Origin of the sequence: Spirillospora sp. NPDC047418, from assembly GCF_040643275.1 — a bacterium.
In the GTDB taxonomy this organism is placed as follows: domain Bacteria; phylum Actinomycetota; class Actinomycetes; order Streptosporangiales; family Streptosporangiaceae; genus Spirillospora.
Genome location: NZ_JBEYTW010000020.1, coordinates 57,069 through 79,664, shown reverse-complemented (window position 1 = coordinate 79,664; position 22,596 = coordinate 57,069). Strand labels below are relative to the sequence as shown.

Below are 22,596 nucleotides of genomic sequence, written 5' to 3'. Positions count from 1 at the left end.
GCGTCCATGGGCAACCGTGAAGATCTGCTCGCCGGCGCGAAGCGCTGCCTGCTCGCCAAGGGCTACACGCGCACGACCGCCCGCGACATCGCGACCGAGTCGGGCGTCAGCCTCGCCGCGATCGGCTACCACTTCGGCTCGAAGGACGTGCTGCTCCAGGAGGCGCTCCAGGACGCGCTGGAGGAGTGGGGGGAGGAGATCGCGTCCGTCCTCGCCGCCGAGACCGACCCGGACGCGTCCCCCGACGCCCGGTTCGAGGCGACCTGGGACCGGGTGGTGCGGTCGTTCGCCGACACCCGGGCGCTGTGGGCGCTCCAGTTCGAGGTCATCGCGCACATCGAGCGGACCCCCGAACTGCGCGCGACGTTCGCCGAGGCCAACCGGCAGGCCCGGTTCGGGCTGGCGGAACTGTTCGGCCACGGGGCCGGCGCGCTCGGGGAGCGGCGGGCCGAGCAGGTCGGCACGTACTACCAGGCCCTGCTCGCCGGCATGGCCGCGCAATGGCTCGTCGACCCGGACGCGGCACCGTCCGGCCGGGACCTCGCCACCGCCACCCGAACCGTCATCGAGGTCATCGGCCGTTGACGCCGGCGGCCCTCGGCTCGTTCGGGGCAGGGACTGGGGTGCGGCGGCATGGCGACTGATCGGCGGGCTTTGGACCGGGCGATACCGGCGCGGCAGATGCAGGCGCCGTATGTCGAGTCTCGCCTAACAATTCCATCCCGCTTCCCGATCCCGTGACCGCGTGTCGATGGAGTGACCGGGTCCGGTCACGCAAGGTTCCGGTGACCGGCGGGCGGGGTCAGTACTCGAGTTCGGGACGCAACGGCCCGCCGACCGCATGGAGATGGCGGAGCGCCTGCGCGTAGGACCGGAGGAGACCGGTCTCGCAATAGGTGATGCCGTGGCGTTCGCTGAAGGTGCGCACCAGCGTCTGCGCGCGGCGCAGGTTGGGCCGCGGCATGGACGGGAACAGGTGGTGCTCGATCTGGTAGTTCAGCCCGCCGAGCGCGAGATCGGTGATCCGGCCGCCGCGGATGTTGCGCGCGGTCAGGATCTGCCGGCGCAGGAAGTCGGTCTTGTCGTTGCTGCTGAGTATCGGCATGCCCTTGTGGTTGGGGGCGAACGAACAGCCCAGGTATAGGCCGAACAGGCCCTGCTGGAGGAGGAGGAAGCCCACGGCCTGCAGTGGAGGAAGTACCCAGAACAGGGCGGTGAGATATCCGCCCGTGTGGGCGAGCAGCAGACCGCCTTCGGCCAGGCGGGCCCTGCCGGGCCTGTGTGCGGTGGTCCTGCCGCCGAGCAGGGCGCGGACCCCCGAGAGATGCAGGTGGAATCCTTCCAGCAGCAGCATCGGGAAGAACAGCCATGCCTGGTGCCGGGCCAGCCAGGCGCCGGGGCCGTGTCGGGCCCGAGCGCTCTCGCGGGTGAAGGTGAGTGCTCCGGTCGCGATGTCGGGATCGCGGTCGATCTGATTGGGGTGGGCGTGATGCCGGTTGTGCTTGGAGATCCACCACTCGTAGCTGAGCCCGACCAGCAGGTTGCCGTGCAGCCGCCCCAGGAGCTCGTTCACCCGCTTGGAGCCGGATATCTGCTGGTGGCCCGCGTCGTGCCCGAGGAAGGCGGTCTGCGTGAAGGCGACTGCCAGGAACGCCGCCACTGCCAGTTGCCACCAGGACGGCCCGATCAGCGCGAAGGCCGCCCAACCGGCCGCCAGGAGGACGAGATTTGAGACGATCTTGACTGTGTAGTAGCCCGGCCGCCGGGTCAGCAGCCCGGCCCGCTTCACCTCGCGGGACAGCAGCGCGTAGTCGCTGCCCCGCGGAACCGCTTCGCCACGGCCCTGGGCGGGGGCACCGCCGGGGGTCGGAGCGTCCGTGGTCGCGCTTGTGGTCACACTGTCTTCTTCCATTCGGGCGAGCATTCCCGAGAGGGCACGCCTGTCACTTCTAGTGGAACCTCCTGGCCTGGGATGCCGACACAGGCGATCTGGGCAGGGCTTATCGGCAGAGCTGATCGCCGGGCGGCCGTGGGCCGGTAAGCCCGGGTGCCGTCGGCCGTCACCGGCGTGAACCACGATGGCTGCCGGTGTTCGGCGCCCGTCGACGCTGTTCGGGAGGCTGTGGGACGCTGGGGCCGGGGTGTGGCCATCCGGTCGCTTCGGACAGTGGGGCGGTGAGCGGCGATACCGACTGCGGGCGAGGCGCGGGTGGCCCGGTTGTGGGCGTTGGTCGCCGGGTGCGCGGACGGAGAGACGGTGTCCCCCGCGCACGTGTGCCAGGCGGCCGTGGCGGTGGTAGGGGCGGAAGGGGCGGCGGTGTCGGTGGCGACCCGGCCGGACCGGCGGCAGCAGGCGTACGCCACCGACGCGGTGGCCGCGCTCTTGGAGGAGCAGCAGTTCACCCTGGGGGAAGGTCCGGGCATCGAGGCCGGTGCCTCCGGAGGCCAGGTGCTGGTCGCCGATGTCTCCTCGCCGGCCGTCGCCTCCCGGTGGCCGGTGTTCGCGCCGGTGGCCACGGCGGCCGGGGTACGGGCGATGTTCGCCTTCCCGCTGCAGGTGGGGGCGATCCGGCTGGGCACCCTCACCCTGTACCGGGTCAGGCCGGGACCGCTGACCGCGGAGCAGGTCGCCGACGCCGTGACGCTGTGCCGGACGGCGGTGGCGGTGATGCTGACCGCGGGCCGGACCTCGCCGGACGGTGCGGCCTCGGACCAGGGGGCGTGGCCGCTGGGCGGGCCGGGCGAGGGCAGGATCGAGGTGTACCAGGCGACCGGGATGGTCGCCGTCCAGCTCGGCGTCGGTCTGCAGGACGCGTTCGCGGCGCTGCGCGCCCGCGCCTTCACCGAAGGCGTCCCGCTGGCCGGGCTGGCCCGCCAGGTGGTGGACCGGCGGCTGCGGTTCCACCCCGACGATCTTCCCGACGGCTGACGACACGATGGATCGACACGATGACCACCGCGGTCTGCAAGAGACGACGTCACACGACAGGACCCCCAGCCACTGGGCCGAGGAAATGGATTGAGCAGCCATGCCACAGCAACAACGACTCGCTGAGGTGTTCGTCGAGCTGGCCGACACCCTGGTGGTCGATTTCGATCTCATCGAGTTCCTGCACCGGCTGGCCGAGCGCTGCGTGGAACTGCTGGAGGTCGAGGCGGCCGGGATCCTGCTCACCGACCAGGCCGACGAGCTGCAGGTGATCGCGGCCTCCAGCGAACAGACCCGGCTGCTGGAGTTGTTCCAGCTCCAGTCCCGGCAGGGCCCCTGCCTGGACTGCTTCGCCACCGGCCGGCCCGTCAGGGTCGCCGACCTGGCCGCCGAGGCCTCCCGGTGGCCGCTGTTCAGCGCCGCGGCCCTCGACGCCGGTTACGGCGGGGTGGTGGCGCTGCCGATGCGGATGCGAGAACGGATCATCGGCGCGATGAACCTCTTCACCGCCCCCTCTACGGTTTTGGCCGTCGACGAGGCGACCACGGTCCAGTCGCTGGGGCAGGCGATGGCCGACGTGGCCACCATCGGCATCCTGGGCGAACGCGCGGCCCGCGAACATCAACTGCTGTCCCAGCAACTGCAGATCGCGCTCAACAGCCGTGTGATCATCGAGCAGGCCAAGGGCATGCTCGCCGAACGCCACCAGACCTCACTCGATCAGGCCTTCGCCACTCTGCGCGCCCAGGCCCGCGACACCAACCGCAAACTCGCCGACCTCGCACAGGCCGTCATCGACGACGACCCCACCGTGGCGGGCTTCCTGCACCCGCAGCAGGATACCGACCGCCCCGCCGACCACGGCTGACCACGGAACGGTGACGGCAAAGCGGCGACGAGCACGCGGAACGCCGGCCCGCTCGGCGGCCAACGCGGCGGATGCCTCCACACGGACGGAGCGCTGGGCAGGTCAGCCGTCGGGGACGCCTTCCGGGCGCGGCGCTGTGCGGTCGACACGTCGGCGCAGCGCCGCCAACGCGTCCGCCGGCTCCGGATGCAGGGCGATGACGTCGTCGATGCCGGTAATGCGGAGGACGCGGTCGACCCGCCCTGTGGCTCCGGCCAGGCTCAGGACCAGCCGCTGATCGCGGGCGTGCTTGAAAGCCTTGACCAGGGCCGTGATGCCGCTGGCGTCGCAGAACCTGAGGCGCGTGAGGTCGATGACCACACCGCTGCTCGGGGCGGTGCCGGTGTGGCCGGCGGACGCGCTGGTGATGATGGTGCTGAGCCGGACGGCCAGCCAGTCGCTGTTGGAAGCGTCGATCTCGCCGACGAGGGCCAGCAGCATCGCGGTCGACCCGGCACCGCACTCGACGGCAGCCCGCCGGAGACCGACCCGCGTCCCGACTCGGCCGCAGTCGCCGGCCGCAGTGTCCAGACGCGCCCGCGTTTCCTGTGGAACGGGGGATGGAGGCGAGGATTCGAATACCGTCATGACAGCCCTCCCTGGAGCGTACGCACCTACGCCGCCAGGGTCTGGAGCGGCCCGACAGACGACTGCCGCCGTCACACGCAGCATAGGCCGCCCACGAGGTGCGGTCTAACCCCGTGGTCGTGTCCGCACCTCTCCGGCCCGTGGACGGTACGGGGAGGCGGTGGGAGGACCGCGCCGGGACCGGAGAAAGCGCGTACTCGCGCACGGCGGTCGACCGGCAGCCCTGCTCGTGCCTGAACTCGTCCGCGCACGCCGAGGAAGGGGGACGCGGGTGACCGCGATGCCGGACATCACGCCGGATGCCGCCGGTCGGCAGCGCCGGGATCTCGGCGAGGCCGGTGAGGGACAGGAGGCGGCCGCTCGCCCGGAGCGACGGTCGACGTTGGGCGCGCTCATGAGGGAAGAAGTGCCGTGTGGGAGTGGTCGGCCGCGTGGACGCCTATCAGAGGCGGCATCACTGGGCGGGTCTGCCGCTGGCGGTGGTGTACAAGTTCGTGGACGACCAGGGCGCGTATCTCACGGCGTTGATCACCTATTACGGGTTCGTGTCACTGTTCCCGCTGCTACTGCTGCTGGTCACCGTGCTGGGGTGCGCGCTGCAGGGAAACCCGGAGCTGCAGCAGCGCGTACTGGATTCGGCGCTTGCGCATACGACACCCGTGGCCAGAGCCAGGATGCTGCCGTGGAAGGAATGGATGTTCACGCCGATCTGGTCCCCGAGGACCGGGCTCGCGCAGGTCCGGACGGGGGCGGTCACCGCGGCGCTGGTACGGCAGATCATTCAGTGGGCCGGCGCGTTCCTGCTCGGCCACGTGCTCAAGGACGCCAGCGCCACCTACGGCATGTTCGGCATCGTCCTCGGCCTGCTGACGCCCTTCACCGACAACGTCGAGCTGACCGCTGGGGACCGGCGCGCCTACACCTCCTACGCCGAGACCGAACGTCACAAAGGCTTCGAGAACGTCGACGTGGAGTTCGACCCGCCTCGGCGGGACGACTGACACCCGGGCCGCCCCCGTCCCCGGGCCGCGTCAGCGGCGGGCGAGCCGGCGTTCGCCGCCGGTGCCGGGCCGGTAGTCCAGCCCGTAGTGCCGGAAGACGGCCTCCTCGTCCTCGGCGGGCAGGACGTCGTCGATGCCGGTGTCGACGTAGATGGACTCCAGTGTGCCGATCTTGTGTCCGCCGGAGTCGAGGACGGTCTGGGTACGCCATTCCCGGATGTCGGCCAGTCGGATCATCATGACTCCTTTCACTGGGCTCCACGGCCAGTGCGGGCCGGCCATGTCCAGCAAAGCGCGACGCCCCGGGGACGGACACAGTCAATTTATGCATACCCCATCACTCGAGCTGATGACCCGTCTCCTCATTTTCCGTATATCGGCAATTAGTCGAGTAGGATAAAAGTATCCGGCAAACGGCGACATCCTGTTCTGAGGGTTGATCTGCCACGCCGGCCGCCCCCTGAGAGGGGGAGTCACGCAGATCTCGCACAGGCCGCACGTCAACGGGCGCACCGGGCAGACCGGTTCAGCGACCCGGCTCAACCCACCCGACCCCGGAGTCTTCCCCGATCGGCGCAAGCCGCCGCCTGCGCAGCGAACGGTGGCGGCGGTCCGCACCAGCGTGGTGTGGTCCGAGTTGTGGGCCGTCGCGGCCATCTCGGTCCTCTTCATGGTGCTCGTGGTGAGCAACACCGGCGATGTGCGGGTCTCGTTCGCCGGGCTGAGCGGCGCCCTGCCACTGGCCGTCGTACTGATGGCCGCCATGGCCGCCGGTATCGCGGTCACCCTGATCCTGGGATCCGCCCGCCTCACGCACCTGCGCCCGCTGACCCGCAAGCGCCTCCGCTGAACGCCCCCAGCCGCCGCACCGATCGGAAGCCGAGGAAGGCGCCCGCCATGTGGACCACCACCGAACGCCGCACCACGATCAGCCTGTCACCGCCCTCGACGCCGCGGCTGCTGCTGCGCCCCGCGGCCCCTCCCGGCTCGGCGCGGACCGTGCTGGACGGCGGCTGGTGGCCCCGATCGGCCGACCCGGTCGCGGAGCTGCCCGGCCTGATCCTGGCCCTCCAGGACCACGGCCCCATCGACGACCAGCGTCCCGTCACCCACGTCCTGCTCCGGGTGGACGACTGGGACAGCCGTCCCCGCCGGTTGCGCATCGACGGCCCGGCCGACACCCGGGTGGTGCGGCTGAGCTGGTTCGACTCCCTGACCTCGGGGCTGCTGACCGCGATCTACGCCGACGGCCGGCGCGTGGACCTGTTCACCGTCCCGGCCGCCACGCCCCGGGACGAGGCCGAGGCGTCGATGGAGCTGGCGTCCGCCCCTCACAACGTCCTGCACACCCCTGACCTGCCGGCCGCCCTCGCCTCACCACCCGGCCGGACGGACCGGGCCGGCACCCCGGGCCGCCCGGCACCATCGACGCTCTGCGATCGGAGATCGCCATGACCGCTCTCATCACCATCCCGCGTCCCGCCCGAGCTCTGGTCCGGGCCCCCGATGAGGTGAGGACGCCCGCCCGCCGGCGCCCCGGCCACACCATCGTCGCGTTGTCGGGCGCCCTGGACGGCGCCGCGGCTCCAGCGTTGCGTGAGCACCTGATCGGCGCGTTGCGGCACAGCGGCCGCCTGCTGATCCTCGATCTGGGGGAGGTGGCGTCCGCCGACGCGGCCGGACTGGCCGTGCTGGTCGGCACCCGGCGACGCGCCGCCGTACTCGACGTCACCCTCCGGCTCGTCGCCCCCCGCCCTCAGGTCGCCGCGCTGCTCCGCGCCACCGCGCTCGACCGCGCACTCCCCGTCTACCCCGAGCCGGATTCGCTCTCGGAAGCGCCTGCCCGATGACCATGAAGGACGAGTATCTGCGGCTGATGAGGGGTCTCGTCGGCGGCATGGCCATTGCGGTCGCCCTCGTCTGCGCGCTCATCGCGGCGGTCGCCTTCCTCTCCTGACGCGGCCGAGGGCAAGGAACCCACATCGTGCCGGGCGCTCGGTCGACCCGGCCGGCCCGCGTTCGGTCACAGGAGTGGTCGGGTGAGGTGGTCGGCGTTTCCGCCGCGCCATTCGATGAGGAAGAGTGTGGCGTCGTCGCTGGTGATCCCGCCTCGTTCGCGCATGAGGGTGTGGGAGAGGCTCCGCGCCATCTGCTGGACGCTCGCGCTGGCCGGTCCGACGCGTTCGATGGTGGCGATCAGCCGGTCCTCGCCGAACAGCGTCCCGCCGGCGGTGTGCTCTTCGACGAGGCCGTCGGTGTAGGCCAGGACGCGGTCGCCGCGGCGCAGTTGCCGGGTGTTGATCTGGGGTTTCGAGCCGCCGAAGCCGACGGGCAGGGTGCCGGGGCCTTCCAGGGCGCCGATGACGCGGTGGTCGCGGATCAGCATCGGGGCGGGGTGGCCGGCGTTGACCCATTCCAGGTGGCCGGTGCCGATGTTGAGGCGCATCATCTGCGCGGTGACGAAGTGGTCGGGGCCGAACTGGTCGTCGATGGCGGTGTCCATGAACGCGTACAGTTCGGCGAGGCCGGGCTGGGCGCGTCTGGCGTGCCGGTAGGCGCCCACGGCGACGGTGGCCAGCACCGCCGCGTTGAGGCCGTGGCCCATCGCGTCGATCATGGCAAGGTGCAGGACGTCGTCGTTGAGGGCGTAGTCGAGGCTGTCGCCCGCGACGTTGTAGGCGGGTTCCAGGATTCCGGCGACGGCGACCTGCGGCGTGGTCATGGTCAGCGGGGGCAGCAGCGACCACTGGATCTCCGCGGCCACGCTCATCGGCTCGCGCCGTCGCACCCGCAGGAACTGGTCGGTGTAGTTGTTCTTGGTGACCAGCATGTCGGCGACCAGGCCCGCGAGCCGCCGCAGCAGCCGGCGGTCGTCGTCGTCGACGCCGTCGAGGGTCAGGGCCATCACGCCGATCTCGTCGCTGCCGTCCAGCAGCGGCAGGAACATCCGCACTCCGTCGTCCTGCGGCTGCTCGACGGTGGTCTCCGACAGGAACGCGCGCCCGGCCGGAGACCCCTCCAACGGCAGTGGCTCGCCGTCGGTGAGGCCCCTGCCCGGCAGCGGCACCAGGGAGAGCTGGGCGTAGTCCTGCAGCAGGATCGAGACGTCCCGGCCGCCGATCGCGCGTATCTCCTCGGCCACCAGGGGGGCGATGAGTTGCGGTGGCATCTCGTGCGCCCGGTCCAGCAACTGGCCCAGCAGCCGCTCGCCGAAACCTTCGCTGCGGTCGACCGCGTCCCCGGGTCCGCTCAGTTCTCCCACAGCCGTCTATGTGCCCTCCGGCACCGATGGTAACTCTAAGTGCCTGACAATGTGCGGAGACGTGGGGGGCCGGGGCGGCCGCGCGATCGTGGCGGGAGGGACGTCAGCCTGTGACGACGTGATCCCGGGCCCTTTATGGTGGGTGGTAGGGGTCTGACGGACAGCCTGAGCCGAGGAGATGGGGCCGGTGAGCGGGACGATGCACCAGGTCTGGATCGAGGCCGACGGGGGGCATGACATGGTCCGCGCCGATGCGATCGTGATGCTCCGGCTGGATGGGACCGGACGGCTGACCGCGCAGCTGCGCGACGACGCCAAGGTCAGTGTGACCCTGCTGGACGGCTCGTCCGACGCCCGCCCGCCCGACGACTTCCACCGTCGGCTGATCCAAACCGTCGCCCAGCTCGCCGACTCCAGCGGCGGGCAACTCGTCCGCCCGCGACATGAAGGAGGCGTCTGGAGCTGGACCAGCGAACCCCTCTAGAGGCATGCCGCGCGGGCACCGGGTCGCCGGCCTGGACGCCGTCCCGGTCGAGGCCCTCGCCCGCGAGCCGCCGCTGCCGGCCGAGGAGATGAAGGTCCGCCTGGTCGTGTCATCTTCGCGCGGGTGGGAGCGGAGGGCGATGATGGGTGCGCACGGGCTGTCTGGCCGGGTGGTTGTGCGTCGGTCTGCGGCGAGTTGGACCAGGCGGGCGGCGGTGTCGGCGAACAGCAGTAGTTGGCGGGCGGTGGAGGGGCTGAACGGCTCAGCGTTCGGCCTCGCGAGGACGGCGAGGACTCCGCGGGTGGCCTCGTCGTTGTCCAGCGGCAGGATCAGGATCGGCCCGGCCGGTAGAGCGCTGAGCGTCTGATCGGTGACGATCCGCGCCGACAGGGCCCGGCGGGAGCTGCGGATGACGACATGACCGGCGACGAACTACCGGAGTCCGCCTGGGGCCCAGCGGGCATGTCCCGGGGCGCGACCGACCGGGCCCGCTCCATGGCAGGCGTTCCACTGGCATTCATCGCCCTGCCCGCCGAAGAGGCCCACACCCTGCGGATCGATGTCGCGGTCGGTGTCGGCAGCGACCGGATACGCGGGCTGACGGTCCGGCGCGCGCGGTCCATGCTCGGCCGGGCGTTCGAGCAGGAGGCGCTGCGGCGGCTGGTCCGGCTCGTGGTGCCCGCGCTGGGGGACTGGGCCGAGGTCGATCTGCTGGTCCGCGACGGCCGCGTCGAGCGGGTGGCCGCGACGCACCACGAACTCTCCGCCGCCGACATCGCCCGGCTCGAGGGGCAGCTCCCGCCGCTCCCGCGCGCACCGCGGGGACCGCTGGCCCAGGTGCTGCGCGGCGGCGCGGCCGTCGTGGTCGGCGGTGCGGCCGACGTGCGTTCCGACGAACCGCTGGACGCCGCCCAGCGCCAACTCTTCCAGGTCATGGACGCCCAGAGCGCGATCATCCCCCCCTGGCCGCCCGAGGCGAGACCTACGGCGCGCTGACGCTGGGCTACTCCCGCCCGGGGCACGGCTACGGGCCGGACGACCGGCTCGTAGCCGAGGACGTCGCGCGCCGCACCGGCCTGGTCCTGGCCAACATCGGAGTGGTCATCGGCGACATCGTGGGCCACGACCTGCAGGCCGCGGCCCGCATGGCCCAGGTCCGCAACATGCTCCGGGCCCTGGCATGGGACACGACCGCGCCGCCCAGCACCGTGCTGGCCCGGCTGGACGGCGTCATGGCCGCCCGCGCAGCGTTCCCGGAGGGGCCAGGCACTTCGGCGGTCAGCCGGTCGCCTGGTCCGCGGCGTCCAGCCAGCCGAGTCGTTGGGACATGCTGCGGGCGCAGGCGACGACCGCGCGGACGTGGTCGGATTCGTCGGCGGCGCGCCACAGGATCGACCAGGGGTAGTGGGAGGCGGGGTCGGTGAGGGGCCGCCAGATCGTCCCGGGAGTGCGGAGATGCAGGAGGAGGGGACGCAGTACAGGCAGCGGCCCTGGGCGACCAGGGCGGACGCGGCGCGGATGCTGTCGACGGTGCCCTGGTGCACCGTGGGCGTGAAGCCGGCGGCGCGGCACATCTCGACGGTGAACTGGTTGAACTCCGGGGCCTTCATCTCCTCGGCCAGCAGCAGCGGCTCGCGGGCGAGGGCCTCGACCGGGACGGCGTCCAGGCCGGCGAACCGGTGCCCACGCGGGACCAGGACGCCGAGGCGGTCGCGGCGGAACAGGTGCGAGGCGACCCCGCTCGGGGCCAGCGCGGCGCGGCCGATGCCCACGTCCAGGCGTCCGTCGCTGAGTTGCTGGTACTGCTCGGGGACGCCGGCCTCCACCTGGTGGATCACCAGATCCGGATAGAGCGCCTGGGCCTCGTGCAGGATCTGCGGCATCGAGTCGTAACTGGCGTCGATGATGCCCACCCGCAACGCCGGCGAGGTGCCCTGCGCGGTCCGGGCGACCTGGGCGGCGCGCTCCACGTGGGCGAGGATCTGCCGCGCCTCGACCAGGAACGCCGCCCCCGCCGCCGTCAGGGCGACGTAGTGGGTGGTGCGATCCAGCAGGCGCACGCCCAGTTCCCGCTCCAGCCGCTGGATCTGCTGGCTCAGCGCCGACTGCACGATGTGCTCGCGGGCCGCCGCGCGGCCGAAGTTGAGCTCCTCGCAGACGGCGACGAAGTAGCGGAGTTGGCGCAGTTCCACGTCTCCCGCCTTCCGGGCCGGAACAGCTGGACCCCCCAGCAGCGTACAGCGCGGTCCGCGCTGGAGTTCCGCGTCGCCGACCGACGGTTATCGCCGCCGCTGATGACTCTTATCCGTATTGCCCGGTTCGGTCTTCCTGAAGGCCGGGCTCAACTGGTGATGGGCGCTTCCACACGCCTGAGCCCGCCGGAGGCGTCCGAGCCGGTCCTCCCCTGCCGGATGGCGTCTACGCGGAATCGAGGACCATGACCACGATGGTGACCGCGGGTGACGCCAGCGGCAGCGCACCGAACTGGACCAGTGACCTGGCGGCAGCACATCGCAGTGCTCAGGAAGGGAGGCTTCGATGAAGCGCACGACGACATTCCACGCCATGAGCTCGGGCGTGCCGTTCAGCACGAACGGTTCGGCACCGCGCTGCGGCCACGTGGACGGTCTGACACCCGTCACGCCGCTCTCGCGCGGCTGCACGGCATGCGAGGCACAGGGCCACGGGTGGACCGCACTGCGTATCTGCCTCACCTGCGGCTGGGTGGGCTGCTCCGACGACTCGCCGCATCGGCACGCGCGAGCGCACTACCAGGAGACCGACCATCCGCTCGCCGCCGCGATGGAGCCGGGATCGACGTGGAGATGGTGCTACGTCCACGAACGTCGTGTCTGACACTGCCGTTACCTGGAGTTACCGGGATGCCGCCCCGGCTCATCGCCCCGCCGGTTGCCGAAGAGGTCCGGGCGATCGGCCGCCGGGACGCTGGTGGGCGGGTGCTACGGCCGCATGACGGCCGGCCGGGCACCGGGTACGGATCAAGGCGTCGCGAGGTCCCTTCGAGGTCGTCCGCCCTCGGATTCCCGGGCGCCCTCCGAGCCGTTCCGGGTGCCGGCACGGTGAGCAGGTCAACGTGCCGCCCGTCGGCACGGATCGCGGTGAGCAGTCGTAGGCGGGAGCGCAACCGCCAGCGGTGGGACACCGCTCATACCGGCGGCTGTGCTCGACTGTTCATCAATACTCGCAGATTATAACAATCATTTCCGACGGGTCTCCATGGGTGCGATACTGGCATTCATTGCCGTCCGAGCGGCGGTCATCGGCACAAGTGATGGCGTATGCACGCATTGCCTGTTTCCGCCATGAGGCCGTCCGGCTTGAATCAGTAGCGGGCAGTCGCTGCTGGGGGCTGCGCCGGCTGGTCCAGGGTCGTCCGCTCCTCCCCGAGCCGGGCGCCCTGGATCGCAGCCAGCCGTTGCAGAGGCGAACATCCGCAGGGATGGTGAGCCGGAAGTGAGCCACATGTCCATTCCAGACCGGGGCCCCGCGATCCGAAACTCGAAATGCCGCCCCCCTCCCGCCGCCCCGGACCGGGTTGAGCGTGAACAGCAGCCGTCGATCCCGGACGCCCTCTCCTGCCCGCCGGTGGTCGTGTCCGTTTGCCTGCCCGCACCGGAACCCGGGATCGTCGTGCAGGCGCGGGCCTACCTGACCCCCCGCCACGCGACCGGCGTGGACGAGTTCCTCTGGCGGTCCAGAGAACGGCCGATGCCCGACCGCGACGCCATCGACGCGGTCATCGACGCCGGCGACCGGGCCCAGCACGGGACCGGCGACAGTCCCGAGCCGGTCGAGGTCGCCGCGGCCCTGCTGGTGCTCAGCGCGGTCCGCCTGAACGTGGACAAGACCGAGGCGCGCCTGCTCAACATCGCGCAGGCCGCCGGCATGGGCTTCGAACAGATCGCCGCCGTTCTCGACCTCGGCGTCGAGGAGGCCGAGGAGCGCTATCGGCAACTCAAACCCCGCCTGGACGAACCCGCCGCCGCACCGTCCCCGGCACCGCCGCCCCGCGCCGGAGCCTCCGGCGGATCCTCCCGCCGCCCCGGAGTACGGCCCACGGACCAACCGACCTGGGACGAATTGGACGACGAGGCCTGGGGGGCCTGATTCCACCGGAAGATGAAGGAGTCCCGATGATCCAGATGGCCGACATCCGGGAACGGCGCACCCGCGCCGTCCTCGGTTCCGGCGGCCACAAGGTCGGCACCCTGGAATCGGTCCACGTCGGCACCAGCGCGGCGACGGCGCCATCGTGGCCCGGTCGTCAGGCCGCGGCGGGTTCCAGCGCCGGAGGCAGCGGTTGCTGGAGCGCTCGGGGCAGGGTCGAGTAGGTCCGGAGGCCGTGCTCAAGGACGGCATCTACCAGGATCCTCGCCACGTGCGAGCGGGGGGAGGCCAGACGCATCGAGACGCCCAGAGCCAGAGCACGGTGCCACGCACTGATCAGAGCGGAGATCCCTGCCGCGTCACAGAACCACAGCTGTGACAGGTCCAGTACCAGCATCCGCTGCCCTGGGTGAAGCAGCGCCAGCAGCCTGTCGCGAAGCGCGGGCGCGGTCACCAGGTCAAGATCGCCTTGCAGGGCGGCGACGGTGAACGAAGGCCGACGCACGACCGACAGCACAACCCGCGGATGGATGTCGGTATGGCCTTGAGTCGTATACGTGGTGTTCATGATGTCGCTCCGATCGCGCAGCGGATCGCGCGGGGCGGGTCGGTAGCGCGCTGACCAGCGGACGCGCTGCAAACCACGCTACGCCGCATACCGCCTGATCGAGGGCAACGACCTGCAAAGTCCCCTGAACGCGGATGCGCCCCGGGTTGGTGACGAGCAGGGCGGAGCTGGGCATGGTCGCACCATCAGGCGACGGGGACTCCTGTTGTCCGCACCGGCAACGCTGACGGAACCCAGGCGTGTGATGGGCCGGTTCGACGGGCTCAGGACCCGAACGGGAACGCGCCCCTGATCGCCAGCTGACCGGTGGCAGTCCCGACGGGCCCACCCATCTGTGAAGTACCCCCGACGGAAAACCGCGCGCTGGCTGCACCCACAATCCCGCCACCCACTAACGATCCCGTCCCGGTTCACAACCGAATGATCGCGGGAATGCGGGGCGTTACCCCCCCGCTTGCCCGCCGCATCCGGAGTTTCAGACACACGGAATCGGTCAATTGCGGTCCCTGCGCCGGCATGACGGAGGTTTGAGCTGTGTGAGCCAGTACTCCGGGGGCGGCGGGGCGGTGGCTACTGGAACGCTCCGGGTCGGGGTGGAGGACCAGAAACCTGGAGGGGTGAGGGGGCTAAGGCAACCCCCTGGCCGAGACCGTCGCCGAGCGTGCGCCCGTCCACGCCGAGGTGACAGACGGAGCCGCCGACCGTCTCCCGGCCGCCGATGCCTGCTGCGACGCGGCCGTCGTCGGTCGTCCGCTCAGCTGCGCGCCGGCGACGTGCGTGGGCTTCACTGGGTGCTGGTCCTTTTCGCGAACGCGAGGAAGCCCCTCATGGCCGGGCAACGTCTTCAGGCAGTCGCGCATCAGGGCACGAGCTTTGTCTGGAGCGCCGGTCTGGATTGCGCGGTGGGCTTGGAGGTAAGTGAGTTCGGGACCGGTGAGCTGGGGATGGGTGACGAGCCGGTCGAGCAGATGGTCGGCGTCGGTGCCTTCCAGGCGTTAGAGCAGAAGCAGATGCCAGTCCGCGAGATCACCGGTGCGTTCTCTGCGGGAGTAGTCGGCGTTGACGCCGTAGATCCTGGGGGCGGCGGTTCGGGTCTGGTCGAGTGCTGTCAGGTAGTGGTCGGCGAAGTCGGCCCAGGCGTCGTGGCCACGTAGCATCCCGGCCAGAACGGTGGCGAGGGTGGTTTCCTTCTCGCTGAGGCGGCCCCATCCGGAACGGGTCCATCCGTGCTCCCGCTCCCAGCGGATGAGTTGCGGCGCGGCCAGCCGCGCGAAACCGGTGAACCCGTGGTGGTCGCGCAGACCTTGCCACAGTGCGGCGGCGGCATCGGAGACGACGAAGCCGGCGGCCTCCACGGGATCCTCAGAATGGAACAGATCGTAGCCCTTGATCTCGCGGGCCAGGGTCGATGAGCTGCTCAAGTGCGGCGGCGCCGGTCGGGACGTCGAGAGCGAGCGGGGAGCGCGTGTGTCCTTGGCCAGACGCTGGAAGGTGAAGCGCCATCGACTGCTTTCTTTGCGGGATACGCGCCGATCCCCGGCCATGTAGGCGCCCGCGCGGGCGAGTGACACGAAGTCGGTGACGTCGCGCAGGACCTCTTGGGGGCCGATCCGCTCCTTGTCGGAAACGGCCGCTTGGTGTCGGCGGGCTGGGGTTCGGTCTCGATGCGCTCCCGGAACTGCTTGGTGCCCCGCCAGTACAACGTCCACAGCAGCTTCCTCAACGCGTCTTCGTCGAGCCCGGCCAGTTCCTTGTCGAACTTGTCCTTGTTCATCCGCTTCGTCGCCACGACCGCCGATCGTAAACTTGGTCACGACGTCCACAGGCGGCGGCACTGCTCGAAGACCTGACGGCCCGCACCTTCGATGCCATCGTGGTCGGGGAGTACGAACGTGCGTTCTCCGGAAATCGGTTCGCCGCGCTCGCCCCCTCCTGGACGCCCACGGCATCCGGCTGTGGCTGCCGGAGGCGTTCGGTCCCGTCGACATGAACGAGCCGGCGCACCGTGCGCTCATGATGATGCTGGGCGCGCAGTCGCGGCGCGAGGTCCTGCGTGCACGGCACCGTGTCCTGGCCGCGAGGCGGATCCAAGCCTGCGGGCAGGGCCGCTACCTCGGCGGCCGGCCCCCTTACGGGTACCGGCTCGTGGACACTGGGCCGCACCCGAACCAGGCGCACGCCCAATGGGGACGTCGCCTGCGACGCCTCGATCCCGATCCGCTGACCGCTCCACACGTGAGATGGATCTTCGCGCGCCGCCTCTCCGGCGTGAGCGTGGCCGGAATCGCCCGCGAACTCAACGAACGCGGCGTCCCCTGCCCGTCCCGTGTCGATCGAAAGCGAAATCCCCACCGGTCGGGGCAGGGCTGGACGCTGAACACGGTCGCCACGATCCTGGAGAACCCCCGCTACACCGGCCGTCAAGTCTGGAACCGGCAAGCCGGGTTCGACGACACGACTGCGGGATGGGCGATTTCCAAGAAGCCCGCCCATCCAGAGCTCGTCTCCGACGCCGACTTCGTCGCCGCGCAGACGATCCGCGCCGCCAAACCCACCCGCGATGGGAGCGTCCGTATATACCTCCTGGCCGGCATGCTCCTATGCGGCCTCTGCCGGCGGCGGATGGACTCCCATTGGGTCAACGGACGCAGCGGCTATCGCTGCCGCCACGGCTACAACAGCACCAAGCCGCGCTCTCGCGACGCGCCGAAGAACCTCTACCTTCGAGAGGACCACCTGCTCGACGAGTTGATGCGGCAGCTTTCACCACGACGAGGCGAAGCCCGCTCACCGCATGAACTCGTCGCACACCTCAAGCACAACGGTCTCGCCATCGTCTGCCACGGGTCATCCTGCACCGTGGTCGGCAACAACGAAAAAGAGCCCGCTCCAGGAGCGACCTCCCAGATCGAACTCTTCGCGTCACCCATGGGGTAATCCTGTGTCCGAGGACGGATCAAGCCCGTCCCCCCAAATCAGCTACCCCCTACGCGCCACCTTGCCGTTCCCGGCGGCTCGAGTCTGATTAGCCTGCCGAGGGGCTCTTTGGTCATACTGTACGGCCATGCCAGCAGCCAGGTCGGTCGGGGACCTACACCGATGGTGTCCGAGCATGCGAGCGGACAAGAGGTGCGACACCAAGCCGGAGCTTTACCTGCCTGGACGGGGCCGGGGGTTTTCCTCTCCAGGTCATGATCGCAGGTTTGGTGGGCTGGCGGTCTCTCCGTCGCCTCCAAGGAGGTCACGGAGGTGGGGGATAACCTCAAGGTATAGGGACTCTTGTTCGCAGCCGGCGCCTTTGGCTCGAACGATCGCCTTCGCTAGGGGGAGCAGGGAAGCGGGGGCCGAAGCAGTTAGACGCTCAGCCAGGTCCAGGTTGGCCTTTTGCTTCTCAGGCTCCTGTTGGTACTTGACCCCCCTGTCGAAGAGATTCTGGTCCATAGCGACGGGACGAATGGGGCGACCTACCCGGTCGGTCAATTCGGTCAGGATTTGGATGCCGTGGGCGTCGAGGTCACACCAAGCCGCGAGGGGAAGATCAGGAAAGGACCTTAGGAGTACAGCCAGACCGGTGCTGGCGTAGCCCGCCCCCCAGATCAACAGCCAGTCATCACTCAAATCGGTCTGTGTACAGATCCGCTCGAAGGTGTCCTCGTTCTCGATCAGGAGGATGCCTACGGCCTCGCACTCCACCAACCCGAGCAGGCGGACGCCGTTGACGGGAAGGCTGATCCAGGGGCGTCCGCGTGTCGCGTCTGCGGCCACACCGCCGACGCTCCATACCAGCGGTCCCCGTAGTCTCACCTCGGTGTCGGTCTGGTCGACCGCCCGATCAAAGGGGGTACCGATCAGGTTGGCGAAGGACTGCCTACGGGCGGTGCTCCACTTCTTCGAGCCCCGCAGCGCGATGGCTGCGAGCTCCTTGGCGGTCATTCGCTCGCCCGAGGATGTACGCGACCACCATACGGAGGCTGCGCGAACCGCAGCTTCGTAGACGGTCCATCGATCGGTTCCCGCGGAAGAGCCAGAGGGCACGGTGAGTTTTGATCCTTTTGGCAGCGCCAGCAGCAGATCGCGTTCGTGCGCGAGTTTCGGTACCGATTCCATGACACGGACCAACTCCACGCGGATCGCGTCAGGATCGGGTCTGCCGAGCAACTCGTCGAGCTGGTCCTCGGCGAGGTCGGCCCAGGGTTGAGTCAGCCGCCAGGACTTCGGGACATAGTCGAGCCCGTTGATGACGTCGCAGCGGAGAGCAATGCCACCAGCCTGGATGAGCGCAACAACAATGGTCCAGGCACGTTCGCCGAATTCCTTCCGAGTCGAACTCCACTGGCGGAAGGATTTCGTTCGGAGAACCTTTGCCAGCTCGGTCTGCGTCAGCTCGGACGGTGGGGCGAAGGCAGGGACAGGTGCCTTCGCGACCAGGTCCACCTTGTTCGGATTGATACGCCGTTTTCTGTCGCGGGGAATACGCGGACCGTCGACGCCGGTCCGCGGGACAGTCACCGCCTTCGCGCCGGCGGGCAGGCCACGGAGGAACACCTCGGTACGGCCCTCGGCTGCACTGACCAGGAGAGGCACACCCCGACGGGGCGCCGTCGACGATTCAGATGGGCGGCCGTCCATGCCTGATCCAATCTGCGGTGAGAGCGGCGCGGGCGCGATCTTCATCGAAGCCCCAAGCGCGCGTGGGCTGGTTGTAGGGCTCCGACGTGGTCGTGTGCTCAAACCAGAGAAGCTCGCCGCAGTAGTCAGCGGCGTCGACTAGGACGCTGTCCTGGCAAGTGCCGAGTATCGTCACCTGCTGCTCGTCGGCGACCTTCCGGAGTGCCGCCAAGGTGTCGCGCCGGTTCACCTCACCGAGACTGTTGCCGAGTTCGTCGAGGACCAGCACGCGACCGCGGGGCTCGCTGTCGGCGAGCATCGCGGCGAGGACCAACTGGATTGCCTGGACCTTCACCTGTGCGCCGTTGGCTGTCTCTTGGTAGGAGATTGGTGTGCCCGTCCGAGACCGGCGCCAGCGCGGCGTCACCCGCCACCTCCATTCGCCGGCGCCTTCGGGGCGAACACTGATGAAGTCGAGGACGGCACCGTAACCGCCGCGGTGGACGTCGAGGCGGTGGTATGCCTCGCTGATCAGGCTGAAAATTCCCTCGATGTGGCGCTCCAGCATCTCCTGTAGGCCTTGCAATACTTCTGCGCTTGCCTCGGCTTCGGCCTTGAGTTCGGCGATGACGTTCTCGCGGATCTGGCGTTGCTCGGCGACGCGCGTTGTGATCACCCGGTCGTTGTCCGCGGCACCGGCAATCCTGCTGAGGAGGGGCGCGCTCACGTCGTCGAAGATGACGGCAGGCCCATGGGCGTCCGTCTCATCGGAGAAACGTTCTCTGAGAGTTGCGGCCTCTTGGAGATCCGGGGGAAGGCCGTCGTCGATGTGACCTGTCTCGACGCCGAAGGTTCGCAGCGCCTCCTTAAGGAGTTCAGAACTGCGGCGTTTCAGACTGTCAGGACGGCCTCTGGTCACAGCCGACTCGGCCAACGCCACCTCGGCTGCAGCATCGACGCCTTCGCCCCAGAGTTGGAGCCAGGTGGTGACCGCCAGAGCGTCCCGCTGTTTCCGGACCCTCTCGAGCGCCGCACTCTGGCGGGCGACGTCTCCCTGCGCTGTACTGAGGAGCACCTGGGTGGTGTCGATGCTGGTCTGGATCGACTTGACGGCAAACTGGGCCTCCTCCCAGGCTAGTTCCACCGGTTCCTGCCGCTCGGAAAGGGTGCCCAACCGGCCGTCGATATCAATCAGCTTCTCGTCCAACTCCTTTTCCTCAGCGGAAACCTCTGCAAGACGCGCTGCAGCGTGAGCCGTCTCCAGGTTCGATTCAGCCAGCTTGAGGCGGTTCTCCTCGACAAGGACGGCTCGCTGGGCATCCTTCAGAAGCTCACGAGCCCGAGATAGCCGGTCTCGAGCCGCTCTGACGCGGCTGTTCCGACCCGCCACCGGTGGATCGAAACCACTGACGACGACGGCGTTTAGATCGGGGAAGGCGACACCGCCTGGATGCGTGTCCGTTTGTTGGCTGAGCCTGGCGAGGAAGTCGGTGACTGACTCTTGCCCGCGGGTAGCGAGCGGACGACCCCACGGATCCGACGGCACACCGACGAGCTGAGCTCCCGGCAGCCGGAACGCGAGATGGTCACCGGCCTCCGAAAGGCGTTCCTCGGGCACAGCGACAGCGTCACGCCAGGGCCACAATCGGGCTTCCCAGGCATCACGGGACTCCGGATCCGGCTCGACAATGTCGAGGAGCCCGATGCCTTCAATGCCGATTTCATCCAGAAGCCGGATCGCCTCTCCGGGCTTTCCGGATAGCCCGGCTTCGGTGAGGCGTAGACCACTCTCGGCCTCCTCGACCGAGGTGGTGGACTGCTCAACCAGTACCTGGGCGTGAGCCAGGTCGTTCCGCCGTTCCGCGACTGTCTGCTGGGCGATGTCGACACTGTCGCCAGACCAGCTCTTTGCCAGCGAGCGTAGCGCCGGGAGTTCTGTCGCCAACAGAGCCTGGCGTGCGGTGACGGTCGCTCGCTCAGAACGGACGCCGTCGAGCGATGTCCTCAGTTGATCTCGTTCGCGGCGCTTCTGCTTCTCGGTTTCGATGAGACGTTTCGGCACCCGCAGTTCAGCTAGTCGGGCGCTGAGTTCGTCGCGCAGAGCCTCGGCATCGATGACGAATTGCCGGATCTCCTTAGCGCTCCTCTCGAGCTCTTGGTCCTCATCGTGGGCCCGGTGAAGCCTGCAAGCAAGGTACTGTCGCCAGAACCCCCGCGCCTGCTCGATGGCCTTCCGCGCTGTCAGACGTGCGGCGACCCCGGCTAGGTCAGCTTCCTCCTCGGCATGGGCAGCGGAATCGTTTGCTATCGCGGCGGCGAGTTCGCCCTCATGCTCAAGGAATTTCCCGCGCTGAGTGGTCTCGCTAGCAATATCTGTATCCAGGCCAGCAAGCGCAATCAAGGAGTCGCCGATGGTCTCGGGATCCATCTCGGTCATCTGTTGACTGAGGAGCGATGGGGCACGAGGCCTCATCTGGGTGTCCAAGTAGGTGAGACAACGCGGTGCGTCGCCGTACAGAACTTCGGCCATCCTCCGAGCAGAGATTGGCTTCTTGGGCACACATCGCTGCCAGAGCCCGTCGGCTTGCAGAATCCGTTCTGCCTCGTTGTCCGCATCTGCGACCTGCAGCCCGGGTGACCAGCGCGCCTCGACAAAGGGGGTGCTCGCCGAGACACGGATCCAGACAGTCACCGGGTCATGGCCGGGATCGGCTGCCTGCGCGAACACGCCGACAATGTAGCCATAGGGTGCGGGGGTGAACCGCTGGGCGGGATCGAGACCGGCGGCGTCCGGTTTGAACAGCAGGTTCGCGGCGAATCGTCCGCCGTTGATCGACAGTCGCCACTGCGGATCGGCAAGGAGGACGGATACAGCGGCAAGGAAACTGGTTTTTCCCGACCCGTTGGAGTCACCCTGAGGGCCTGCGCCAGAAACCGCGACAAAGGCACCGGGGATCAGAGGAACGGCGTGGTTGGTGAGCCGGGCAATGTCGAAGGTTTGGACGCCGACCAGATGGCGGGTGCCCACCACGCCGCGAGCCAAGGTCTCTTGCGAGTTTGTGGGTGCGGTCACGGCGAGATCTCCGGATTCGTCCGATGGTGTTGATGGGCGCGGCGGCGCCTGATCGAGTCGGCCAGCGACCCGTGCGGGTCGGCGAGCAGGACGAGTTGCTCGAACAGGAAGGTGGTCGCATGCTTGGTTAGCCGGTGGAACTGAGCACCGGGGACCAGACCCTTACCGGGCACTCGGCGTACGAGATCAGCGTCAGCTAGCCGCCGGAGTGATTGCTGCACCTGCCCGGGCGGTACGGAGCACCCCCGGAACTGTTCGTTGGGTACCGGGCGACCGTTCGTCCACGGGGCTTCAGCGGGTAGTTCGCCCTCGGCGCGTGGAATAGCCACACTGAAGATCAATATCAGGGCGAGGACAGCGCGGTCGACCTCGGGCAGGATGCCGAAGCCGTCGTCGGCAAGCCGTGCGGCAATGTCGTCGCCATAGCCAGAGATCAGGCCATTCGGACAGGTGATCAGGACCCGGCCGGAGGCAGTCAGGACGTCCTCGACCACGCGGCGAAGGGCGGGCTCTGCCAAAGCAGCGAAGAGGTGGGGGGGTACTGGGCTCCGGGCGTGATCAAGTGCCGCGACGGCCGAGTAGACCTGGGCCCGGCGCCGTTCCGAAAGAGCGGTCAGAGACGGCAGCATTAGGAGGTCTCCGGGCCTGGCAGCCGATGGTGTTCCGCGCGTAGCGCGGCCACCTCGTCGTCAGACCACAGAGCGATGGCCGGCCCCAGCCTGATCACGCTGCCGCTCTCAGATTGAGAGAGAACTCCGCAGGCGATGAGCTTGCGCAATGCGGCGCGGTGAGAACCTCGCATTCGATGGCTAGCACCTTCAGCACTGGAGGAGAACGCCTGCAGCGAGTCGAGGATCTCCGCCTCGGAGACGGGGACGCCTGGGTAAAGCGTCTGGTTTGGGTCGGGCCAGCACCATCGGATGCACGCGGAAAGGACGAACAGGAGGCTTGACGTCGGCAGACGGAAGTAGGGTTCGTGGGCCTCCTGTCCGAGGAGATCTGACGAAGCCGGCCAAGAGGCCGTCAGCGCGCGGCCACCGTGCCTGTC

At 69.0% G+C, this 22,596-nt stretch carries 22 protein-coding genes and 1 pseudogene; 13 read left to right on the top strand and 10 right to left on the bottom strand.

Features of this window, described 5'->3' with window-relative positions:
- Positions 1-6 precede the first annotated feature (6 nt).
- On the top strand, positions 7-585 hold the full coding sequence (locus ABZ806_RS15625) for a TetR/AcrR family transcriptional regulator (protein ID WP_500217962.1): 579 nt from the start codon (positions 7-9) through the stop codon (positions 583-585).
- Between the two features lie 217 nt (positions 586-802).
- Here ABZ806_RS15625 and ABZ806_RS15620 read toward each other — a convergent pair whose 3' ends face one another.
- Positions 803-1,897 (bottom strand): fatty acid desaturase family protein, encoded by a 1,095-nt coding sequence (locus tag ABZ806_RS15620; protein ID WP_500217961.1) that lies wholly within the window; start codon positions 1,895-1,897, stop codon positions 803-805.
- Between the two features lie 360 nt (positions 1,898-2,257).
- On the opposite strand from ABZ806_RS15620, the gene ABZ806_RS15615 reads away from it, so the two are divergent.
- Together ABZ806_RS15615 and ABZ806_RS15610 are read left to right on the top strand one after the other, a co-directional pair.
- A complete protein-coding gene (locus ABZ806_RS15615) occupies positions 2,258-2,929 on the top strand; it encodes a GAF domain-containing protein (protein ID WP_500217960.1) in 672 nt (223 codons plus the stop codon).
- 100 nt (positions 2,930-3,029) lie between these two features.
- Positions 3,030-3,797, top strand: a complete 768-nt coding sequence (locus ABZ806_RS15610) for a GAF and ANTAR domain-containing protein (protein ID WP_500217959.1) — start codon at positions 3,030-3,032, stop codon at positions 3,795-3,797.
- Between the two features lie 102 nt (positions 3,798-3,899).
- Here ABZ806_RS15610 and ABZ806_RS15605 read toward each other — a convergent pair whose 3' ends face one another.
- Positions 3,900-4,277 (bottom strand): STAS domain-containing protein, encoded by a 378-nt coding sequence (locus ABZ806_RS15605; RefSeq protein ID WP_500217958.1) that lies wholly within the window; start codon positions 4,275-4,277, stop codon positions 3,900-3,902.
- Positions 4,278-4,837: 560 nt separating this feature from the next.
- On the opposite strand from ABZ806_RS15605, the gene ABZ806_RS15600 reads away from it, so the two are divergent.
- The gene (locus tag ABZ806_RS15600) at positions 4,838-5,425 is read left to right on the top strand and encodes a hypothetical protein (protein WP_500217957.1); all 588 of its coding nucleotides are present in this window, start codon (positions 4,838-4,840) and stop codon (positions 5,423-5,425) included.
- A 30-nt stretch (positions 5,426-5,455) separates the two neighbouring features.
- On the opposite strand, the gene ABZ806_RS15595 is transcribed toward ABZ806_RS15600, so the two are convergent.
- Positions 5,456-5,665 (bottom strand): hypothetical protein, encoded by a 210-nt coding sequence (locus tag ABZ806_RS15595; protein ID WP_500217956.1) that lies wholly within the window; start codon positions 5,663-5,665, stop codon positions 5,456-5,458.
- Positions 5,666-6,026: 361 nt separating this feature from the next.
- Here ABZ806_RS15595 and ABZ806_RS15590 point away from each other — a divergent pair, with 361 nt between their 5' ends.
- The 3 genes from ABZ806_RS15590 to ABZ806_RS15580 are packed head-to-tail and all read left to right on the top strand — an operon-like array spanning position 6,027 to position 7,275.
- On the top strand, positions 6,027-6,275 hold the full coding sequence (locus tag ABZ806_RS15590; RefSeq protein WP_500217955.1) for a hypothetical protein: 249 nt from the start codon (positions 6,027-6,029) through the stop codon (positions 6,273-6,275).
- 47 nt (positions 6,276-6,322) lie between these two features.
- On the top strand, positions 6,323-6,880 hold the full coding sequence (locus tag ABZ806_RS15585; protein WP_500217954.1) for a DUF5994 family protein: 558 nt from the start codon (positions 6,323-6,325) through the stop codon (positions 6,878-6,880).
- Positions 6,877-7,275: an STAS domain-containing protein gene (locus ABZ806_RS15580; protein WP_500217953.1), complete on the top strand. Its 399-nt coding sequence runs from the start codon at positions 6,877-6,879 to the stop codon at positions 7,273-7,275. Before ABZ806_RS15585 ends, ABZ806_RS15580 begins: the two co-directional genes overlap by 4 nt.
- 173 nt (positions 7,276-7,448) lie before the next feature.
- On the opposite strand, the gene ABZ806_RS15575 is transcribed toward ABZ806_RS15580, so the two are convergent.
- Positions 7,449-8,687: a PP2C family protein-serine/threonine phosphatase gene (locus tag ABZ806_RS15575; protein WP_500217952.1), complete on the bottom strand. Its 1,239-nt coding sequence runs from the start codon at positions 8,685-8,687 to the stop codon at positions 7,449-7,451.
- Positions 8,688-8,874: 187 nt separating this feature from the next.
- On the opposite strand from ABZ806_RS15575, the gene ABZ806_RS15570 reads away from it, so the two are divergent.
- From ABZ806_RS15570 to ABZ806_RS15560, 3 genes are all read left to right on the top strand, one after another.
- Entirely contained in the window at positions 8,875-9,171 is a 297-nt protein-coding gene (locus ABZ806_RS15570) for a hypothetical protein (RefSeq protein ID WP_500217951.1), read from the top strand.
- A 417-nt stretch (positions 9,172-9,588) separates the two neighbouring features.
- Positions 9,589-10,167 (top strand): hypothetical protein, encoded by a 579-nt coding sequence (locus tag ABZ806_RS15565; RefSeq protein WP_500218003.1) that lies wholly within the window; start codon positions 9,589-9,591, stop codon positions 10,165-10,167.
- A 101-nt stretch (positions 10,168-10,268) separates the two neighbouring features.
- A complete protein-coding gene (locus ABZ806_RS15560) occupies positions 10,269-10,595 on the top strand; it encodes a SpoIIE family protein phosphatase (protein WP_500218002.1) in 327 nt (108 codons plus the stop codon).
- Between the two features lie 75 nt (positions 10,596-10,670).
- Here ABZ806_RS15560 and ABZ806_RS15555 read toward each other — a convergent pair.
- A pseudogene (locus tag ABZ806_RS15555) lies at positions 10,671-11,363 on the bottom strand (LysR family transcriptional regulator); the annotation flags it as partial.
- A 346-nt stretch (positions 11,364-11,709) separates the two neighbouring features.
- Here ABZ806_RS15555 and ABZ806_RS15550 point away from each other — a divergent pair.
- Together ABZ806_RS15550 and ABZ806_RS15545 are read left to right on the top strand one after the other, a co-directional pair.
- The gene (locus ABZ806_RS15550) at positions 11,710-12,027 is read left to right on the top strand and encodes a UBP-type zinc finger domain-containing protein (RefSeq protein WP_500217950.1); all 318 of its coding nucleotides are present in this window, start codon (positions 11,710-11,712) and stop codon (positions 12,025-12,027) included.
- A gap of 750 nt (positions 12,028-12,777) precedes the next feature.
- A complete protein-coding gene (locus ABZ806_RS15545) occupies positions 12,778-13,299 on the top strand; it encodes a hypothetical protein (RefSeq protein WP_500217949.1) in 522 nt (173 codons plus the stop codon).
- Between the two features lie 157 nt (positions 13,300-13,456).
- Here ABZ806_RS15545 and ABZ806_RS15540 read toward each other — a convergent pair whose 3' ends face one another.
- On the bottom strand, positions 13,457-13,867 hold the full coding sequence (locus tag ABZ806_RS15540; protein ID WP_500217948.1) for an STAS domain-containing protein: 411 nt from the start codon (positions 13,865-13,867) through the stop codon (positions 13,457-13,459).
- A gap of 995 nt (positions 13,868-14,862) precedes the next feature.
- Positions 14,863-15,576 (bottom strand): hypothetical protein, encoded by a 714-nt coding sequence (locus ABZ806_RS15535; RefSeq protein ID WP_500217947.1) that lies wholly within the window; start codon positions 15,574-15,576, stop codon positions 14,863-14,865.
- 304 nt (positions 15,577-15,880) lie between these two features.
- On the opposite strand from ABZ806_RS15535, the gene ABZ806_RS15530 reads away from it, so the two are divergent.
- Positions 15,881-16,804 carry a recombinase family protein gene (locus tag ABZ806_RS15530; protein ID WP_500217946.1) on the top strand — a complete coding sequence of 308 codons (924 nt, stop codon included), beginning with the start codon at positions 15,881-15,883 and terminating at the stop codon, positions 16,802-16,804.
- Positions 16,805-17,056: 252 nt separating this feature from the next.
- Here ABZ806_RS15530 and ABZ806_RS15525 read toward each other — a convergent pair whose 3' ends face one another.
- Genes ABZ806_RS15525 through ABZ806_RS15515 form a run of 3 tightly spaced genes read right to left on the bottom strand, consistent with a single transcriptional unit; the run spans position 17,057 to position 22,042 of the window.
- Positions 17,057-18,451, bottom strand: coding sequence for a Wadjet anti-phage system protein JetD domain-containing protein (locus ABZ806_RS15525; protein ID WP_500217945.1), 1,395 nt, complete (start codon positions 18,449-18,451; stop codon positions 17,057-17,059).
- 25 nt (positions 18,452-18,476) lie between these two features.
- Complete coding sequence (locus ABZ806_RS15520; protein ID WP_500217944.1) at positions 18,477-21,548, bottom strand: coiled-coil domain-containing protein; 3,072 nt, start codon at positions 21,546-21,548, stop codon at positions 18,477-18,479.
- A complete protein-coding gene (locus tag ABZ806_RS15515) occupies positions 21,545-22,042 on the bottom strand; it encodes a hypothetical protein (RefSeq protein ID WP_500217943.1) in 498 nt (165 codons plus the stop codon). Before ABZ806_RS15515 ends, ABZ806_RS15520 begins: the two co-directional genes overlap by 4 nt.
- Positions 22,043-22,596: the final 554 nt, after the last annotated feature.